Below are 17,015 nucleotides of genomic sequence, written 5' to 3'. Positions count from 1 at the left end.
CTCCCTTGTTAAAGGGAGGTGGCACGGGCGCAGCCCGTGACGGAAGGATTCCGACCACCGGAAAGATGTCCTAAAACCGGAATCCCTCAGTCAGCTTCGCTGACAGCCCCCTTTCACAAGGGGGCCAAGGGACGAGAGAAACGGATCGCCGCGTCGGTCCTTCGGACCTCCTCGCAATGACGATCAACCCTTCAACTGATACAGGAACATGGCCATCTGGCCTCGGGTGCAGGGGGCGCTGGGGGCGAAGGCGCTGGCGCTGACGCCCTGGGTCACGCCCTTTTGATAAGCCCACAGCACGGCGGCATAGTAATAGTCGCTGTCCACCACGTCGGCAAAGGGGTTGCTGCCAGAGGCCGCCGGGGACTGCTGCCAGCGGTACAGGAAGGCCGCCATCTGGCCCCGGGTACAGGGATCGTCGGGGCTGAACCGGCCCGCGCCGGTGCCGGAGGTGACACCCACGCTGGCGGCCCAGCGCACCGCCGGGGCATAATAGGCGCTGTCCGCCACGTCGGTGAAGGTCAGCGCGCCGCCCACATTGGGGCTGCCTGCGGCCCGCCACAGGAAGGTGACCATCTGCGCCCGGGTGCAGGGGGCACTAGGGCTGAACAGGTCGGCGCTGGTGCCGGAGGTGATGCCCTCCTCCGCCGCCCACCTCACTGCGTCATAATAATAGTCGCGCTCAGACACGTCCCGGAAGGGGCTCTCCCCCGTCTCCCGCACGAAGATGGGCTTCACCGTCACCGCCCCGGCGGGCATGGTAAAGGTATATTTGCCCGCGCCCGTCTGGGTCAGCTTCACCTCGTTGCCCCGGTTGTCGGTGACGGCCACCTCATCCACCACATAACCGCTGTCCGGCGTCACCTTCACCGTGACCGTGCTGCCCTGAATGGCGTTTTTGGGACTGACGGACACAGCGCCGTTGTCCGCCCTGTCCTGGGTGACGGGATAGCTGGGCGTGGAGGAGCTGTCGTCGCGGTCAGAGGACCCAGAGGAGGGCTTCGGCGCCACGGTGACGGTACAGCTGGCCGTCAGACTGCCGTCCTCGGTGGTGACGGTAATCACAGCCGTTCCGGCGGAGACAGCGCTGACAACGCCGTTTTCGTCCACAGTGGCAACATCGGCCTTATCGCTGGCCCAGGTGATATTGCCGTTGGTGGCGTTCTCCGGCGTGACGGTGGCCGTCAGCGTCCCGGTCTCGCCCACGGTAAGGGACATCTCGTCCTTGTCCAGGCTCACGCCGGTCACAGGGACGGTCACCGTGACCGTGCAGCTGGCCGTCAGACTGCCGTCCTCGGTGGTGACGGTGATGACAGCCGCACCGGCGGAAACAGCGGTGACAACGCCGTTTTCGTCCACGGTGGCCACGGTATCATCACTGCTCGTCCACGTGACTTTTTGATTGGATGCAACCAGAGGAAGAACGGAAGCAATCACCGTCTCATTCTCCCCAGCAAAGAGAGACAATTCCTCCTGGTCCAGCGCGACGCTGGCGACAGGGATGTTGATAATGGGATAGTCTTCGCCTTGCACAAAGGCATCACCAAGAAGCCCCGTTACAGTACCATCTTCAAATTCGGTCTGATCTTTGAGGGTTGCAGTACCAAAGTTCTCGTCAGTGCTGCATTCTCCGTAGTAGCAGTCGGTAGTCGTGACCTGGGCTTGATAATTAGGCAGATTTGTATAGAAGTTTCCGACAAAGACACCTACTCCATTTAACAGTGCGGAGGTGTTTTCAACGGAAGTTGTCGTATCATAGACATAGCAGTGCTCCAGCGTGGGATTGTCTTCTGTTACTTCACCGATAAAGCCACCTGCAAAACTGAAACCATTGACGGGCGTAGTGCTTGAGGTCACGGAACATTCTGCGGCATAGCAATCCACAAAGCGGCTGTCTGTGGAACTGTAACTATCATCGATCTCACCTACGACACCACCGCTGTAACATTGCGAGTCGATTTCATTAGAAACTGATGCACATTTAGAGAAATTTGACATAGCAGAATACCCAGCAATTCCGCCAGCACAGTTGTTGGAATTGGAGGTGGCAGTGCTTTTGATCTTAGAATCAGTGACAGAACAATTTATAACTGTAGCTTCATAAGCAACGCCAAGCAGTCCACCTGCATGACCGTAATTGTCATCTCCGGCTGCTGAAAGTTTAGCACTTCTAACGTGCAGATTTGAAATGGAACCTTCAGCTACAAATCCGAAAATACCAGCGGTTGTCTGACCCTGACTATCCATTTTGCCGCTGCTTGTAATGTTAGAAATAGTATGGTTATCGCCGTCGTAATTTCCGCAAAAGTAAATATCGTCGTTGTCAGAATAACCGATCGGCTCCCAATCAACACCGGTCATATCCAGGTCTGCGGTCTGCTTAAAATAAGCATCTTCGTAATAGGTGCCGTCGTTGACTGTGGCAGCCAGTGTCGTGATATCCTCCACCGTGGCAATGATCCACGGGTCGTCCTGGGTCCCGGTTCCGCCGCCGTAGGCGGGGGCGGTCTCATCCGCCGCCAGCGCGGCTCCTGGCAGCAGGGTGAGGCACAGGGCGAAGGAGAGGGCCAGGGATAAGAGTTTTCGCTTCATGTCAAGACCTCCGTTCATCGTCTGTTCCAACAAAAAAAGACGCCTTTTCGGCACAGGGCGACCTGTGTCAAAAAAGCGTCGTTTTATTGAAACGATCATATTTGGAATTGGACAGCACAAAGGGGCAGAGCGCTACATTACTCTGCTTGCTTGCTTGCTTGCTTGCTTGCTTGCTTGCTTGCTTGCTTGCTTGCTTCAGTGTAGCCCGCGCAGCCCATTGCCGTCAACTCCTTTTTCTGCCTGTTATTATATCTCAGTTTTGGGAGCATTGCAAGTGTAATCAGGGGGACGGTTCTTCTGATTAGGCACTAATCACAAGAACCGTCCCCCTGATTACTGATCCCGCTCACGTCATCCCATAGGGCCAGCCCACTAAGCTGCCCAGGTTATAGACCTGGGTGTAGCCCATTTTTACCAGCTTTTCGGCGGCCTGGCGGCTGCGCACGCCGCTGCGGCAATAGACCAGGGCGGGGCTGTCCTTGCTGGGGATCAGCTCCGCCGCGGTGGCGGGGCTTAAGGTGCTCAGGGGCAGCAGCTCGGCCTCGATGGGGTGGCCGGTGATGAACTCCTCCTCCTCCCGCACGTCCAGCAGCACGCTGTCCTTCTCCCGGTCTAAGATCTCCCGGGCCTGCTGAAAATCGATATCCTGATAGTCGCTCATGCTTCTCTCTCCTATATTTCTGGGCGTTTACTCGCTCTCCTGCTCCTCCACCGGGCGCTTCTCGTCATAGCCCTCCAGGAAGGAGTGCAGCTCCCCGTGGGTCTTATAGCCGATCATCGTGTCCAGACTGACGGCGTGGATGCTGTTGAAGATGCTCTTTTCGATGTTGGGGTTGTCCCGCTTCAGCCGCCGCAGTAGGGTCTTCACCTCCTGCCGCTTGGAGCCGCCGCCGCCGTTATCGCAGATGGCGCAGTTTTCCGTGAAGCGGCAGGCGCACTGGATAAACTCCAGGTCGTTATACCGCCGCCAGGCGATGATGCTGTCCTCGTGGATGCAGTACAGGGGGCGGATGAGCTCCATGCCCGCAAAGTTGGTGCTGTGCAGCTTGGGCAGCATGGCCTGGAGCTGGGAGCCGAAGAACATGCCCAGCACCGTGGTCTCGATCACGTCGTTAAAGTGGTGGCCCAGGGCGATCTTGTTGCAGCCCAGCTCCTTTGCCTTGCTGTACAGGTGCCCCCGGCGCATCCGGGCGCACAGGTAGCAGGGGGACTTTTCGCTGTTGTTGGCCACCTCGAAAATATTGGTCTCGAAGATGGTGACGGGGATCTCCAGCAGGGCGGCGTTACTCTCGATCTTGTGGCGGTTGATCTCGTTATAGCCGGGGTCCATCACCAAAAAGACCACTTCAAAGGGATAGTCGCTGAACCGCTGGAGCAGCTGCATCAGCTTGGCCATGAGCATGGAGTCCTTCCCCCCGGAGATGCACACGGCGATCTTGTCCCCGGGCTGGATCAGCTGATAGCGCCGGATGGCATAGGTAAAGGGTTTCCAGATCTCTTTGCGATATTTTTTCAGAATGCTCCGCTCGATGAGCTGGCACTGGGTCAATTCACGGCTCATTTGCGCTCCTCCCCCGCCCCCTGGCCGGTGAGTTCCCGGCAGCAGGCGTCAAAAATGGTCAAAAATTGGTCGATCTCTTCCTCTGTGGTCAGGTGGCTCAGGCTGATGCGCCAGCTGGACAGGGCGTTTTTCCGGTCCCGGCTGACGGCGAACACCGCCTTGGATGGCAGCCCGTCAGAGGAACAGGCGGACTTTACCGACACGCACACGCCCCGGCCCGACAGGGCCTGCTGGAACCGGCTGCCCCGCACCCCCGCCACGCTGAGGTTGAGAATGTGGGGCACCGCCCCCGCCGGGCTGTTGATGCGCACCTGGGGGTATTGTTTCAGACCGTCCTCCAGTCGGCGGCGCAGGGCGGCCACCCGGGCCGCTCGCTCCTCCCGCTCCCACAAGGCCCGGCGCAGGGCCTCCTCCGCCGCTGCCGCCAGGGCCAGGGTGGGGGTGCCGCTGCGATAGATGGTGGTGCTGGTCCCGCCGTGGAGCAGGGGCTCCAGCACCAGGCCCTTCCGCTTGAGCAGCAGGCCGCTGCCGTTGAGCCCGCCGATCTTGTGCAGGGCCAGGCTCATGGTGTCGCAGCCGGTGAAGCGCACGGGGATGCGCCCCACCGCCTGGGTGGCGTCGACGTGCAATCGGCAGTTGGGGTACTCCTTTAATATCTCCCGCACTTCCTCCAGGGGCTGCACCGTCCCCAGCTCGCTGTCCACCGCCGACAGGGACAGCAGCACCGTGTCCTTCCGCAGCAGGTCCCGGAGCTGTTCCAGGTCCACCTGTCCCCGGCGGTCCACGTCCAGCAGGTCGATCTCATAGCCCTGGTTTTGCAGGGCGGTGAGACTGCCCCCCACCGAGGAGTGCTCCAGCTGGGTGGACAGGATGTGCCGCCCCACGTGGCGGCTGGCCTGGGCCAGGCCCTTGATGGCCAGGTTGTTGGACTCGGTGGCCCCAGAGGTGTAGATGACCTCCTCCGGCTCCGCCCCCAGCAGAGCGGCAATGGACGCGGTGATCCGGTCCAGTTCCTCCCGGGCGGCCCGCCCCGCCGAGTGGGCGGAGTTGGGGTTGCCGGGAAAGGCCAGCTCCGTGCGGCAAAACCGCTCCACCACCCCCGGGTCCGCCGGATGGTTGGCGGCATAGTCCAGATAGATCATAAAAAGGCCCCCATAAACAAACTAAAAACCCGCATGAAAACAGGGAAATTCCAGTGTTTCCAGGGGATACAGCGGTTATTTTATCATGGGGACGGGGGCGTGTCAACTTGCACCCTCGCTCCATCCCCCCACATCGCAAAGCGGGCGCTGATGTTTTTACATCAGCGCCCGTTTTCATTCATCCATGTTCCAGCTTTGCTCCTGGGGTATGATCACTTTTTGATCTGGCGGATCACGTCTACCACGCTGCCGTCCCGGTATTCCACCATGCAGACCACTTTGTCGCCGGTCTCGATGGGCTTGGGGACGCCGGTCATGGACTCGGCCAGCTGCTGAAGCTCCTCGATGGTCACCAGCTTCAAACCGGCGGCCTCCAGGTCCTCCTTCAGCTCCTGATAGTTCTTGTGCTTGGGGTTCAGGGCGATGCCCGCCTCGGTCACCACCACGGCAACGGTCTCGCCGGGGGTGCAGGTGGTGAACACCTTCTTCACGATGGAGGGGGTGCGGCCACGGATCACGGGGATGGTGACGATGGACACCTGGGCGCCCCCGGCCACGTCGGGGCCGCCGCCCAGGCCGCCCCGCATCTCGCCAGAGGAGCCGGTGAGGATGTTCACGTTAAAGTCCGTGTCCACCTCCAGCGCGCCAAGAATGCCGAAGTCCTCCCGGTTGAGATAGCCGCCCTTGCTGTAGGCGTTGGCATAGTCCGCGTTGTCGATCTCGATGACGCCGGGGCGGCTGCTGATGGCCTGGGCGGCCACCGCGTCGAAGGACTGGCTGCAGGCCACCACCCGGACCAGGCCCTCGTCATACATGTCGATGATGGCGGCGGGGATACCGCCCAGGGCGAAGCTGGCCTTCACGCCCCGCTCCTTCATCCGCTCAGCCAGATACTTGGTGGTGGCGATGCTGATGGCGCCGGCACCGGTCTGGAAGGAGAAGCCGTCCTTGAACCGGCGGGAGGCGGACATCACGTCCACCGTCCGCTGGGCGATCATCAGGTCCCGGGGATTTTTGGTCAGCCGGGCCGCACCCGCGCCGATCTTGGCCGGGTCGCCGATGGAGTCCACCTTGACCACATAGTCCACATACTGCTGGCTGATGCTCACCGGGCAGCAGGGGTAGTCCACCAGATTGTCGGTGACCACCACCACGCACCCGGCGTTGTGGGCGTCCACAAAGGAATAGCCCATGGAGCCGCAGGCGTTGGGGCCGATCTGGCTGGTGCAGTTGCCATAGTCGTCAGCGGCGGAAGCGCCGATGAAGGCCACGTCGATCTGCAGCTCCCCGGCCTCGATGGCCCGGGGGCGGCCGCCGTGGGTGCGCAGGATGACGGGCTCGGCCAGCTCCACCTCGCCGGAGAGGATGGCGTCGCCCAGCTGGCCGCGGATGCCGCTGGCCTCGATGCGGTTGATGGTGCCGTCCTTCACAAAGTCCACGATGGAGGGCTCCTTGATGTTCACCACGGCGCTGGGGGCAAAGCGCAGGCCCTTGATGCCCAGCTCCCGGATGGCGGTGAGCACCTGGCCGATGACCTTGTCGCCCTCCCGGAAGCTGTGGTGGAAGGAGATGGTCATGCCGTCCTTCAGCCCGGAGGCGATGATGGCGTCCTTCAGAGTGGGCACCAGCTTGTTCCCGCCGGGAACGCGGTGTCCGGCGGTGCGGCGGGTGACCACGGGCTTGGCCTCAGGAAGGGGCTGATATGCACCCTCATAGGGGCGGACGCAATAGCTTCCCACCTGCTCGGGCAGCTCCCGACCTAATGAATTCTTGCTCATGCCTGAACGCCTCCGATCTTGATGCCCGCAGCAGCGGCCTTGGCCAGAGTGGTCCTGGCCCGCAGCTCCATGGGCTTGTCCACCATGCTGCCGTCCAGCGTGCAGACGCCGGTGTGGTTCTTCGCCGCCTCGTCCAGGGCGGCCAGCACCCGCTCCGCGTTGCGGATCTCTTTGGCGCTGGGGGTGAAGCAGGCGTTCACCGCGTCGATCTGGCGGGGGTGGACGCAGGTCTTGCCGTCAAAGCCCAGGGTGCGGGTCATCTCCAGGTCCCGCTGCAGGCCCTCCTTGTCGTTGATGTCAGAGAACACGGCGTCCTGGGCGGAGATCCCGGCGGCCCGGCAGGCCATAAGGATGGCGTTGCGGGCATAGAAGATCTCCCAGCCGGGCTTGGTGCGCTGGGCGCCCAGGCTGGCGGTCAGGTCCTCGGCGCCGATGGCCATGGCCGCCACACGGGGGCTGGCCTTGGCGATCTCCTGGGCGTTCATCACGCCCAGATAGGACTCGATGTTGCACCACAGCTTGATGCCGCCCACGGGCAGACCGGCGGCCTGCTCGATCTGGGTGACGCGCTGGTCGATGCGCTCCACCTCTTTGGCATACTCCACCTTGGGCAGGCGGATGGCGTCGGGCTGGGCGCGGACAATGGCCTCCAGGTCCTCGTCCAGATACTCAGAGTACAGGCCGTTCACCCGGACCACCACATACTTGTTCTTGGGGCGCTGATACTTCACCAGGTTATACACCAGGAAGCGGGCCGCGTCCTTCTCCCCCGCGGATACCGAGTCCTCCAGGTCGTAGACGATGCAGTCCTCGTTATAAAAGCCAGCCTGGATCATCTTCACGGGGCTGGTGCCGCCGGCGTACAGGGAGGTACGCATCAGTTCACTGCTTGCCATGGCCATCCTCCTCTGCCCAGTTGTAGGAGATCTCCGCGCCGCGGCAGATGGCGCACTGGAGCCGGGACCGGATAACGAAATCCAGCGCGCCCTTGTCCTCCACGTCCACCACAACGTCGTTTAAGTCAAATTTCTTCAGCTCTTCCATAACGGTGTCCCGGATGGCGTCTCCGAACTGCGCCATCACGTCGCTGCGCAGATTCAGCTGAACGCCGCCGTTGGGATTGGGGCGCAGCGTGATCTGAACATCGCTGGACTCCAGAGTTCCGGCCATGGCCGGTTTTTTCAGGATCATAGTTTCGCTTCCTCTCAATTAGTCGGCCGAGAATCCATACACCTGCTCCGGGTTCTCCACCAGGGCCAGCCGCTTGGCGTGGTCGGTGTCGAACCAGGCGTCGATGGTCTCCAGCAGAGACCACTCGTCAGGCTTTACTTTTTCGGTGACGTGGGGGAAATCCGTGCCCCACAGCATCCGCTCCGGCGCATAGGCGGCCAGGGCCCGGGCGGTCTTGGCCGCGTCGGCCCAGGGATAGCCGGTCTTGGTATTCAGATAGGGGCCGCACAGCTTCACCCACACGTTGCCCCGGTCAATGAGGCGGCACAGGCAGGCATAGGCCGGGTCGTTGATGCCCTGCTCCGGGTCCAGACGGCCCATGTGGTCGATGACCACCTTGCCAGGCAGATGGGAGACGATCTCCTCCTGCTCCATCAGCTGTCTGGCGCTCATGTGCAGCTGCATGTTCCAGCCCAGGCCGCTGACCCGGTGGCTCAAAGGCTGGCACATGTCAAAGGAGACCACGGCGTTGGTGGGGTTCCACACGCTGAAGCGCAGACCCCGGACACCGCCCTGGTGCAGCTGCTCCAACTCCTTGTCGCTGACCTGGTCGGTGACCACAGCGATGCCCCGGGCGCGCTGGGGGCCGAACTTCTGGATGGCATCCAGCAGGCAGGCGTTGTCCGTGGCAAAGGGCTTGGCCTGGACGAACACCGCCCGCTCCAGTCCCAGCTCGTCGGCCAGCTTGGCATAGGTCTCCACCGTGCCGATCTGGGCGGCGGCCTTCCCGTCGTTGGGGAAGGCCGGGTCGATGATGTGCAGGTGGGCGTTGCAGGCGTGGGGGATAGTCAGCTTTTGATGTACGCTCATAAAACTTCCCTCCGCGTTACGCCATCATGCTGGGCAGCCAGGTGGCCAGGCCGGGGAACACGGCCACCAGGGCGATGACCAGCACATAGATGCCGATGCACCACAGCAGGTCGGGGAACATCTTGTCGATGTCCACGTCCACGATACGGCTGGTGGTGATGAGGCACAGGCCCACAGGGGGAGTCAGGCCGCCCAGGCACAGGGTCAGGCACATGAACATGCCGAAGTGGATGGGGTCGATGCCCATGGCGGTGGAGACGGGCAGCAGGATGGGGGTGACCAGCACGATGATGGCGATGACCTCCAGGAAGCAGCCGAAGATAAGCACGATAGCAAAGGTGATGAGGAAGAAAATCAGGGCGTTGTCCACATACTGCACGAAGAAGTTGGCCATCAGGGCGGGGACCTTCTCCACGGTCAGGGCATAGCCGAAGGCGGCGGAGGAGGCCATCATGCCGATGATCTGACCGGCCTTGCCCACGCCGTCGGTGATGATGGTGCACAGCTCCTTCACGGTGATCTCGCGATAAACGACCACGGTGAGGAAGGCGGACCACACCACGGAGATGACGGCGGCCTCGGTGGCGGTGGCAATGCCCAGCATGATGCTGCCCAGGATGAACAGGGGGGTGGTCAGGGGCAGGATAGCGCCCTTGAAGGAGACCAGGATCTCCCGCAGGTCATAGTGCTGCTTGTGGCCGTCCACCAGGCCATAGCCATACTTTTTGCTCTGCCACACAGAGAAGATGGCCAGGCCCAGCATGGCCATGATGCCGGGGATAATGCCGCCGATGAACAGGCTGCCGATGGACACGCCGGCAGTAGCGCCATAGTTGACCATGACGATGCTGGGAGGAATGATGATGCCCAGCAGACCGGAGGCGGCGATGATAGAGCCGGTGAAGCGCTTGCTGTAGCCACGGGCCTCCATGTCGGGGGCCACGATGCTGCCGATGGAGGCGGCGGTGGCGGGAGCGGAGCCGCAGATGGTGCCGAACATGGCGCTGGACACCACGCCGGTGACGGCCAGGCCGCCGGTGAGGGGGCCCACCAGGGCGTTGGCAAAGCGCAGCATCCGCTTGCTGATGCCGCCCTTGCCCATGATATCACCGGCCAGCAGGAAGAAGGGGATGGCCAGCAGGGTGAAGGAGTCCACGCCGCCGATGGTCTTCTGAACGAACTGCATCAGGGGATAGCCGCTGACCACATAGTAAATACCGGCGGACATACCCATGGAAAACAGGATGGGCACACCCAGCGCCAGCAGCAGGAAGAAAGAGCCAAACAGTAACAGTAACATCATATCGTTTTATCTCCTCATCCGTTTTTCATCAGTTTTTTAAAGTCCACAACGGTCCGCTCCAGGCTCTTGATGACCATCAGGGCCATGGACAGGGGGACCACCGCATACTTCACAGAGTTGGGATAGTGCAGCACGGCGCTGACAAAGCGGTGGTTGGTAACGGTGTACTCCAGGCTGGCCTTGAAGATGGCGGCAAAGCCCACGATCAGCAGCACGTTCAGCACCGCGTCCACCACCTCTCGGGGGGCGTTGGGCAGCTTGTCCACCAGGAAGGTGACGGCGGGGTGGCCCGCGTCGGAATAGTGGACCAGGGTGACGCCCATAAAGGACACCCACACCAGCAGCAGACGGGAGAGCTCATCGCTCCAGGCCAGGGGCATTCCGAAGAAGTAGCGCAGGATGACCTGGGCGAAGACCACCGCGATCATCACGACGAACATCAGGAAGGAAAGGGTCCGCAAAGCCCGAACTACTATTTTTTCAAACAGCATTTTCAGTAAACTCCTTACTTCGTAGTTTAGGTTTTCAGGGGGATCACGCAGGGATCAAAAGGGATCAAAAAAAGAATTTCTTCTGCCGACGAGCGGCAGAAGAAATTCTGTAGCGTTGCCGGCAAATTTGGCTTAATAGCCGGAATATTCACGATAGGCGTTCATCAGGTCGGAACCGATGACCTTGCCCTCCCACTCGTCGTACAGGGGCTGCAGCTGCTCGGCAAAGGCGGCCTTGTCGACCTCGTTGACCTCCATGCCCTCGCTCTCCAGCTTGGCGACCAGCTCTTCGTCGCTCTGGACGTTCTTCTCGCGGATGCGGGTCTCGCAGGCGTCGACTTCCTCCTGCAGGATGGTCTGCCACTCCTCAGGCAGGCTCTCCCACAGCTTCTCGTTGATCAGCAGGCACTCGTTGGTCCAGAAGTGGCCGGTGAGGGACAGGTACTTCTGCACCTCGGCAAAGGAGGAGCTGTCGATGGTGGACAGGGGGCTCTCCTGGCCGTCGATGACGTTCTGCTGCAGGCCGGTGAAAACCTCGCTGAAGCTCATGGAGACGGGCTGGGCACCCAGGGCCTCGAACACGGCCAGACGCAGGTCAGAGGTGGTGGTGCGGAACTTGATGCCCTTCATGTCATCGGGGGTGTTGATGGGGCGGACGTTGTTGGTCATGTGGCGGTAGCCCAGCTCCATAAAGCCCAGGTTGCGGATCTGGCCGTCGGAGGCGATGATCTCGTTGATCTTGTCGCCATAGCCGCCGTCCAGGGCCTTATATCCGTCCTCACGGGTGGCGAACATGTAAGGCAGGTCCTCGATGGTCAGCTCGGGGTGGGTGGTGCTCTGGAAGGCGATGGTCTCCAGGGCCATGTCGATGGTGCCCATGTACAGCTGCTCGTACATCTCGGTCTCCTTGCCCAGCAGGGAGTCGGCGTAGATCTCGATGTTGATGCCGCCGTTGGTGCGCTCCTTCACTGCGTCGGACATGGCATACAGCTCCTGGGTGATCAGGTGGCTGTCGGCGAAGCTGAGGCCCAGCTTCATGGTGATGGGGTCGGCGCTCACCGTGGCAGAGCCGGAAGCCTGGGAACCAGAGCCGGAGTTGGCGGTGTTGCCGGAACCGGCGTTGGCACCGCAGGAGGTCAGCATCATGGCGGTCATCACCATGGCGACCAGTGCACGAAGTTTGCCTTTCATGTATGTTCTCCTTTCATCTCCACAACACTTTACTTTGTGAAAACTTGATCTGGTTAGAGTATAGCAGTTTGTGAATTTTCTGTGAAATGCAGAAAATATTTGGGGGCGATAAGTAAATCATGTTAAAAAGTGTCGAATGAAATTTGCGTTTTCCCGTCCTGCATGGGCGCAAAAAGAAAGAAGGACGTATTTGAATTTGTACGTCCTTCCCAGCATATTTATTCGAATGCGGCTGCATTTTAAAATGTGTATTCTTTCAGGTGCAGTTCTTCTATTAACCGCTGTACTACACGGGGAATGTAAGCGTTTTTCCGCACGGCGGCCACAAAGGAATAGGGCACGCTGTATTTGGGGTCGATAAAATAGCGCCGGTGGTCTTTCAGCTCGGCGGACAGCTGCTTATAGGGCATGATGGTGCTGGTAAAGCCCACCTGGGCCATGGCGTCCAGCACGTTCAGCCGCTTGGTGGTCAGCTTCACCGTGGGGGTGATGCCCGCCTTTTGAAAGATCTGGTCACAGATCATCCGGCTGCGCATAGAGGGATAGGTCAGGGTCAGGGGCTCGTTGCGGAGGAACTCCATGTCCAGATAGGGGCCCTTGCCGTCCTTCCAATAGACATAGCGCTGATAGTCGCTGTCCTCCCGGGGGATGATGACCATCTCGTCCCGGCTGAATTCAAACCACTCCAGCTCCGGCTCCATGATAGGGGGATGGAGAAAGCCGATGTCCACCTCGTGCTTGAGCAGCTTGTTTTCAATGTCGATGCTGCTGCCCTCTACCAGCGTGATCTCGATGCCCGGATATTTCAGGTGGAAATCCGGCAGGATGTGGGGCAGCACATAGGTGGCCTGGGTGCCGGTAAAGCCCAGCCGCACCTCGCCCACGTCGCCGCCCCGCAGATTTTGCAGCTGCTTTTTCATGTCCTGCTCCTGGTTGAGCACGTTTTTGGCAAAGGCGAGGAACTGCACCCCCTCCGCCGTGGGGCGCACGCCGGTGGTGGTCCGCTCGAAGATGAGCACGCCCAGCTCCTTCTCCACCTTTTTCAGATATTGGCTCAGGGCGGGCTGGGTCATATACAGCTTATCCGCCGCTTTGGTAATGCTGTTTTCCTCCGCGATGACAACGATATAGCGCAAATCGTTAAAGGTCATCCTCCGTCCGGCTCCTTTTCCGTAAAATATCCACAGGAAATTCCTGTGTTAAATTTGTAACAGACTAAAATGATTTTAGCACAGTGCCGCGAAAAAGGCAACCAAAACAAAACGCTTATACCACGGAATTGAAAGACTTATGACAAGAAGCCGCCGTTTTCCGTTAATATAGTATACAGAAATGCGACCACAGGCATTCTGTGCATGTTTACTGCTAAGGAGAACAGACCCATGGAAGTATACGACATCCAAAAGATACAGCTGGCCTCCTCCTGGGACCGGTCTGCGCTGGAGTCCCTGCTGCAAAGCCAGGGGCTGCGCCTGGACCACGACGTGGAGACGGCCTTCGGCGTGTACGAGACCTCTGGCGAGGAGCCAAAGCTGGTGGGCTGCGGCTGCGCGGCGGGGGCGCTGCTGAAATGCTTTGCCCTGCTGCCCCAGCTGCGGGGCCAGAACCTGCTGGGGCGGCTGGTGTCCGCCCTGACCCAGGACCGGTTCGCCGCCGGGTACTATGACCTGATGGTCATCACCCGCGCCCACAACGAGACGCTGTTTGTAAACTCCGGCTTCTGGACCGTGGCCAAGACGGAGCAGCTGGTCCTGCTGGAGAATCAGCCCGACGGCCCCGCCCGCTTCACCGCCCCCATGGTCATGCCCGGGGACGAGGACCGCTCCGTGGGGGCCATCGTCATGAACTGCAACCCCTTCACCCTGGGGCACCGGTATCTGGTGGAATACGCCGCGGCGCAGTGCGACGTGCTGCACCTGTTCGTGGTGGAGGAGGACCGCTCCATGTTCTCCAGCCAGGTGCGGCTCCGGCTGGTGCGGGAGGGCACCGCCCATCTGCCCAACGTGCGGGTCCACCCCAGCGGCCACTATATGATCTCCTCGGCCACCTTCCCCACCTATTTTCTCAAGCAGGAGGAGGACGCCACCGCCATGCAGTGTGCCCTGGACTGCACCGTGTTCGCCCAGTGCATCGCCCCGCCCCTGCACATCCGCACCCGCTTTGTGGGGCAGGAGCCCCTGGACCCGGTGACGGCCCAGTATAACGCCGCCATGGCCGCCCTGCTGCCCCGGCACGGGGTCCAGGTACGGGAAATTCCCCGCCTGGAAGTGGACGGCCAGCCGGTCAGCGCCAGTCGGGTGCGGCGGCTTTTAAAGGAAAAGGGCCTGTGCCCGGAAGTACTCTCCCTGGTGCCCCCCACCACGGCGGCCTATTTACAGGAATCTTTTGCCCAGGAGTGATCAGACATGGATCAGGAGACAATGTTTCAGGGGACGGCCTGCACGCTGGAGCAGGTGCTGCAAAGCCGCACGGACCGGCAGGACCGCCAGCAGGCCCTGCTGAAAAAGGGCTGCTCCTGCCTGCTCAGCTTTGGGCTGAACGTGCCCGGGGCGGTGAAGCAGTCACCCGCTCTGCGCCAGGTGTTTGACGAGGGGCTGTCCCAGCTGCGCCAGCTGCTGTCCGGCGCCCTGGGGGAGGAGTCTGTCCGCCACAGCGTCACCGGCAGCGAGGCGCTGATGGAGGTCCGCCTGCCCGCGGGGGCCGTGAAGCAGAAGACGGTGATGCTGGAGGAGCTGCACCCCCTGGGCCGCCTGTTTGACATGGATGTACTGGACGGCAGCGGACGGTCCCTGTCCCGCAGGGACTTCGGCCTGCCCGCCCGGCGCTGTCTGCTGTGTGGGGGGGACGCCAAGGCCTGTGGCCGCAGCCGGGCCCACGACGGGGCCGCCCTGCGCCACCGGGTGGCGGACATCTGCGGCAGCTTTTTCCGGGACAAGTGGGCCCAGACCTATTCCGACTGCGCCGTCCGCGCCCTGCTCCACGAGGTATCCGCCACCCCCAAGCCCGGCCTGGTGGACCGGCAGAACTCCGGCTCCCACTCCGACATGGACTTTTCCACCTTTGTGGACAGCAGCGTGTCTCTGGCTGGCAGCTTTCAGGCTATGTTCCGCATCGGCTGGGACGGGGCCGCCCTCCCCCGCCCCATGCTGTTTGAGCGGCTGCGCTTTGCCGGGCAGGGGGCGGAAGCCGCCATGCTCCGGGCCACCGGCGGGGTGAACACCCACAAGGGGCTCATCTTCTCCATGGGCATCCTGTGCGGCGCCCTGGGGGCGGCCACTGCCAAAGGGGAGCAGATCCCCACCCGGGACAGGGTGCTGGACATCAGCCGGGAACTGGGCCGGTGCGCCCTGGCAGATTTTCAAGGGGAGGAGTCCATCCCTGACACCAGCGGCCTGCGGTGCTATCGCCAATATCAAATCACCGGGGCCCGGGGCGTCGCCGCCGGGGGCTTCCAGAGCGTGCTGACCATCGGTCTGCCCGCCCTGCGCCAGTGGACAGAACAGGGGCTTGCCCTGTCGGATGCGGCGGCCCTCACTCTGCTGGCCCTCATCGCCGGGACAGAGGACACCAACATGATCCACCGGGGCGGCCTGGCCCGGGCCCGGCAGTGCCGGGTGGAGGCGGGGGAACTGTACCGCCGGGCCACCCCGGAAAACTTCCGCGCCCTTTTGAACGACTTAGACCGGCAATACATCCGGGAGCATCTCAGCCCCGGCGGCTGCGCCGACCTGCTGGCCCTGAGCCTGATGCTGTTCTTCCTGGAGCAGGACGGACTGCTGGCCTGAACACGCCGGAACGCTTGCACTTTCCCCCATTTTCATTATAATAAAAGAAAATACACCAGCCCATATACCACGCTGGCGCTGATGCCGAAGACCAGCACCGGGCCGGCCACGGTGAACAGCTTGGCCGCCGTGCCCGCCACCAGACCCTCGGTCTTGAACTCCAGGGCCGGGGAGACCATGGCGTTGGCAAAGCCGGTGATGGGCACCAGCGTCCCCGCCCCCGCCCGCTTGGCCAGCTTGTCAAACCAGCCCAGGCCGGTGAGCAGGGCCGCCGCCCCGATGAGGGTGACCGATACGGCCATGCCCGCCATGTCCTGGTCCAGCCCCAGACGCCGGTAGAATCCCATCAGATACTGCCCCAGGGCGCAGATGGCCCCGCCCACCAAAAAGGCCCAGGCCATATCCCGGCCCAGGGGGGACTTGCCCGCCCGCTGCTTCACCAGGGCGGCATATTCCTGGTTTGTGATCTTGCTGTTGTTGGCCATGATAAACCGTCGCCTCTCTTTTCCGCGTTCTGCTTTTTTCTAGCATTCCACACGCCCCGGCGATTATGTGGAAAATTTTCAGGAGGATGCTTATGATCCTATACGGCGCAGAGGGCCTGACCGCCCGGGACCAGGCCCACCGGCTGCTGGCCCTGGCGGCGGCGGAGCACTGGGACCTCTCCCCCCTGCCCGCCGCAGAGCGGGCCGAATTTGGAAAGCCCTTCTTCCCCGACCTGCCGGAGCGGCAGTTCAACCTGAGCCACAGCGGTCCCTATGCCCTGTGCGCCCTGGACCGCCGCCCTGTGGGGGTGGACATCCAGACCGTCGGTCCCCACCGCCCCCGCATCCTCCAGCGGGTGTGCTCCCGGGAGGAGCGGGCCTGGCTGGACGAACAGAGCGACCTGTGGGCCGCCTTCGCCCAGCTATGGGCCCTGAAAGAGAGCCGGGCCAAGTACACCGGCGCGGGGCTTACCTCCCCCATCGCCGAGATCCGCGTCCCCCTGCCCGCTCCCGGGGTGCTGACGCTGGATGGCCTGCACTTTCGCGTCTACTCCGGCCCCGGCTGGAGGGCCGCCGCCTGCGGAGAGAGTCCACCGCCGGAGGAAATTTTGTGGAAAGATGTGTGAAAAACCCGTTCTTCTCCCGGT

General features: G+C 61.8%; 16 protein-coding genes. 3 read left to right on the top strand and 13 right to left on the bottom strand.

The annotated features are described in order from the left end of the window. Positions 1 to 183: 183 nt before the first annotated feature. The 12 genes from ACSAMP_RS06630 to ACSAMP_RS06575 form a co-directional block, all read right to left on the bottom strand. On the bottom strand, positions 184 to 2,592 hold the full coding sequence (locus ACSAMP_RS06630) for an S-layer homology domain-containing protein (protein ID WP_457799897.1): 2,409 nt from the start codon (positions 2,590 to 2,592) through the stop codon (positions 184 to 186). A gap of 346 nt (positions 2,593 to 2,938) precedes the next feature. Continuing rightward, positions 2,939 to 3,253, bottom strand: coding sequence for a rhodanese-like domain-containing protein (locus ACSAMP_RS06625; protein ID WP_441795110.1), 315 nt, complete (start codon positions 3,251 to 3,253; stop codon positions 2,939 to 2,941). Positions 3,254 to 3,280: 27 nt separating this feature from the next. After that, entirely contained in the window at positions 3,281 to 4,153 is an 873-nt protein-coding gene (locus ACSAMP_RS06620; protein ID WP_441795109.1) for a tRNA 2-thiocytidine biosynthesis TtcA family protein, read from the bottom strand. Continuing rightward, positions 4,150 to 5,295, bottom strand: a complete 1,146-nt coding sequence (locus tag ACSAMP_RS06615; protein WP_457799896.1) for a cysteine desulfurase family protein — start codon at positions 5,293 to 5,295, stop codon at positions 4,150 to 4,152. The genes ACSAMP_RS06620 and ACSAMP_RS06615 overlap by 4 nt, the downstream gene beginning before the upstream one ends. A 212-nt stretch (positions 5,296 to 5,507) precedes the next feature. Next, a complete protein-coding gene (citF, locus tag ACSAMP_RS06610) occupies positions 5,508 to 7,073 on the bottom strand; it encodes a citrate lyase subunit alpha (protein WP_457799895.1) in 1,566 nt (521 codons plus the stop codon). Further along, positions 7,070 to 7,969, bottom strand: coding sequence for an HpcH/HpaI aldolase/citrate lyase family protein (locus ACSAMP_RS06605; protein ID WP_457799894.1), 900 nt, complete (start codon positions 7,967 to 7,969; stop codon positions 7,070 to 7,072). Before ACSAMP_RS06605 ends, citF begins: the two co-directional genes overlap by 4 nt. Further along, positions 7,956 to 8,264, bottom strand: coding sequence for a citrate lyase acyl carrier protein (gene citD, locus ACSAMP_RS06600; protein ID WP_457799893.1), 309 nt, complete (start codon positions 8,262 to 8,264; stop codon positions 7,956 to 7,958). Before citD ends, ACSAMP_RS06605 begins: the two co-directional genes overlap by 14 nt. A gap of 18 nt (positions 8,265 to 8,282) precedes the next feature. After that, positions 8,283 to 9,113, bottom strand: coding sequence for an amidohydrolase family protein (locus ACSAMP_RS06595; protein ID WP_457799892.1), 831 nt, complete (start codon positions 9,111 to 9,113; stop codon positions 8,283 to 8,285). A gap of 16 nt (positions 9,114 to 9,129) precedes the next feature. Then, positions 9,130 to 10,416: a TRAP transporter large permease gene (locus ACSAMP_RS06590; protein ID WP_457799891.1), complete on the bottom strand. Its 1,287-nt coding sequence runs from the start codon at positions 10,414 to 10,416 to the stop codon at positions 9,130 to 9,132. Positions 10,417 to 10,430: 14 nt separating this feature from the next. Beyond that, a complete protein-coding gene (locus ACSAMP_RS06585; RefSeq protein WP_457799890.1) occupies positions 10,431 to 10,907 on the bottom strand; it encodes a TRAP transporter small permease in 477 nt (158 codons plus the stop codon). 132 nt (positions 10,908 to 11,039) lie between these two features. Continuing rightward, positions 11,040 to 12,098, bottom strand: coding sequence for a TRAP transporter substrate-binding protein (locus tag ACSAMP_RS06580; RefSeq protein ID WP_457799889.1), 1,059 nt, complete (start codon positions 12,096 to 12,098; stop codon positions 11,040 to 11,042). A 239-nt stretch (positions 12,099 to 12,337) separates the two neighbouring features. Beyond that, the gene (locus tag ACSAMP_RS06575; protein WP_457799888.1) at positions 12,338 to 13,249 is read right to left on the bottom strand and encodes a LysR family transcriptional regulator; all 912 of its coding nucleotides are present in this window, start codon (positions 13,247 to 13,249) and stop codon (positions 12,338 to 12,340) included. A gap of 231 nt (positions 13,250 to 13,480) precedes the next feature. On the opposite strand from ACSAMP_RS06575, the gene citC reads away from it, so the two are divergent. Further along, complete coding sequence (gene citC, locus ACSAMP_RS06570; RefSeq protein WP_457799887.1) at positions 13,481 to 14,497, top strand: [citrate (pro-3S)-lyase] ligase; 1,017 nt, start codon at positions 13,481 to 13,483, stop codon at positions 14,495 to 14,497. 6 nt (positions 14,498 to 14,503) lie between these two features. Then, entirely contained in the window at positions 14,504 to 15,883 is a 1,380-nt protein-coding gene (citX, locus tag ACSAMP_RS06565; protein WP_457799886.1) for a citrate lyase holo-[acyl-carrier protein] synthase, read from the top strand. 35 nt (positions 15,884 to 15,918) lie between these two features. On the opposite strand, the gene spoVAC is transcribed toward citX, so the two are convergent. Continuing rightward, entirely contained in the window at positions 15,919 to 16,368 is a 450-nt protein-coding gene (gene spoVAC / locus ACSAMP_RS06560; RefSeq protein ID WP_457799885.1) for a stage V sporulation protein AC, read from the bottom strand. 92 nt (positions 16,369 to 16,460) lie between these two features. On the opposite strand from spoVAC, the gene ACSAMP_RS06555 reads away from it, so the two are divergent. Further along, on the top strand, positions 16,461 to 16,994 hold the full coding sequence (locus ACSAMP_RS06555) for a 4'-phosphopantetheinyl transferase family protein (protein WP_457799884.1): 534 nt from the start codon (positions 16,461 to 16,463) through the stop codon (positions 16,992 to 16,994). Positions 16,995 to 17,015 lie beyond the last annotated feature (21 nt).

The sequence above is a fragment of the Flintibacter sp. SJQ-8 genome (genome assembly GCF_054108085.1).
The sequence above is the reverse complement of the archived record's forward strand: the minus strand, read 5'-3'. Positions and strand labels throughout refer to the sequence as shown.

Bases quoted from the DNA above. Each gene is read 5' to 3' on its own strand.
- ACSAMP_RS06590 (WP_457799891.1), bottom strand. From the start codon at position 10,416: ATGATGTTACTGTTACTGTTTGGCTCTTTCTTCCTGCTGCTGGCGCTG.
- ACSAMP_RS06595 (WP_457799892.1), bottom strand. From the start codon at position 9,113: ATGAGCGTACATCAAAAGCTGACTATCCCCCACGCCTGCAACGCCCAC.
- ACSAMP_RS06615 (WP_457799896.1), bottom strand. From the start codon at position 5,295: ATGATCTATCTGGACTATGCCGCCAACCATCCGGCGGACCCGGGGGTG.
- ACSAMP_RS06625 (WP_441795110.1), bottom strand. From the start codon at position 3,253: ATGAGCGACTATCAGGATATCGATTTTCAGCAGGCCCGGGAGATCTTA.
- citF (WP_457799895.1), bottom strand. From the start codon at position 7,073: ATGAGCAAGAATTCATTAGGTCGGGAGCTGCCCGAGCAGGTGGGAAGC.
- spoVAC (WP_457799885.1), bottom strand. From the start codon at position 16,368: ATGGCCAACAACAGCAAGATCACAAACCAGGAATATGCCGCCCTGGTG.
- ACSAMP_RS06555 (WP_457799884.1), top strand. From the start codon at position 16,461: ATGATCCTATACGGCGCAGAGGGCCTGACCGCCCGGGACCAGGCCCAC.
- citD (WP_457799893.1), bottom strand. From the start codon at position 8,264: ATGATCCTGAAAAAACCGGCCATGGCCGGAACTCTGGAGTCCAGCGAT.
- citC (WP_457799887.1), top strand. From the start codon at position 13,481: ATGGAAGTATACGACATCCAAAAGATACAGCTGGCCTCCTCCTGGGAC.
- ACSAMP_RS06580 (WP_457799889.1), bottom strand. From the start codon at position 12,098: ATGAAAGGCAAACTTCGTGCACTGGTCGCCATGGTGATGACCGCCATG.
- ACSAMP_RS06585 (WP_457799890.1), bottom strand. From the start codon at position 10,907: ATGCTGTTTGAAAAAATAGTAGTTCGGGCTTTGCGGACCCTTTCCTTC.
- citX (WP_457799886.1), top strand. From the start codon at position 14,504: ATGGATCAGGAGACAATGTTTCAGGGGACGGCCTGCACGCTGGAGCAG.
- ACSAMP_RS06605 (WP_457799894.1), bottom strand. From the start codon at position 7,969: ATGGCAAGCAGTGAACTGATGCGTACCTCCCTGTACGCCGGCGGCACC.
- ACSAMP_RS06630 (WP_457799897.1), bottom strand. From the start codon at position 2,592: ATGAAGCGAAAACTCTTATCCCTGGCCCTCTCCTTCGCCCTGTGCCTC.
- ACSAMP_RS06620 (WP_441795109.1), bottom strand. From the start codon at position 4,153: ATGAGCCGTGAATTGACCCAGTGCCAGCTCATCGAGCGGAGCATTCTG.
- ACSAMP_RS06575 (WP_457799888.1), bottom strand. From the start codon at position 13,249: ATGACCTTTAACGATTTGCGCTATATCGTTGTCATCGCGGAGGAAAAC.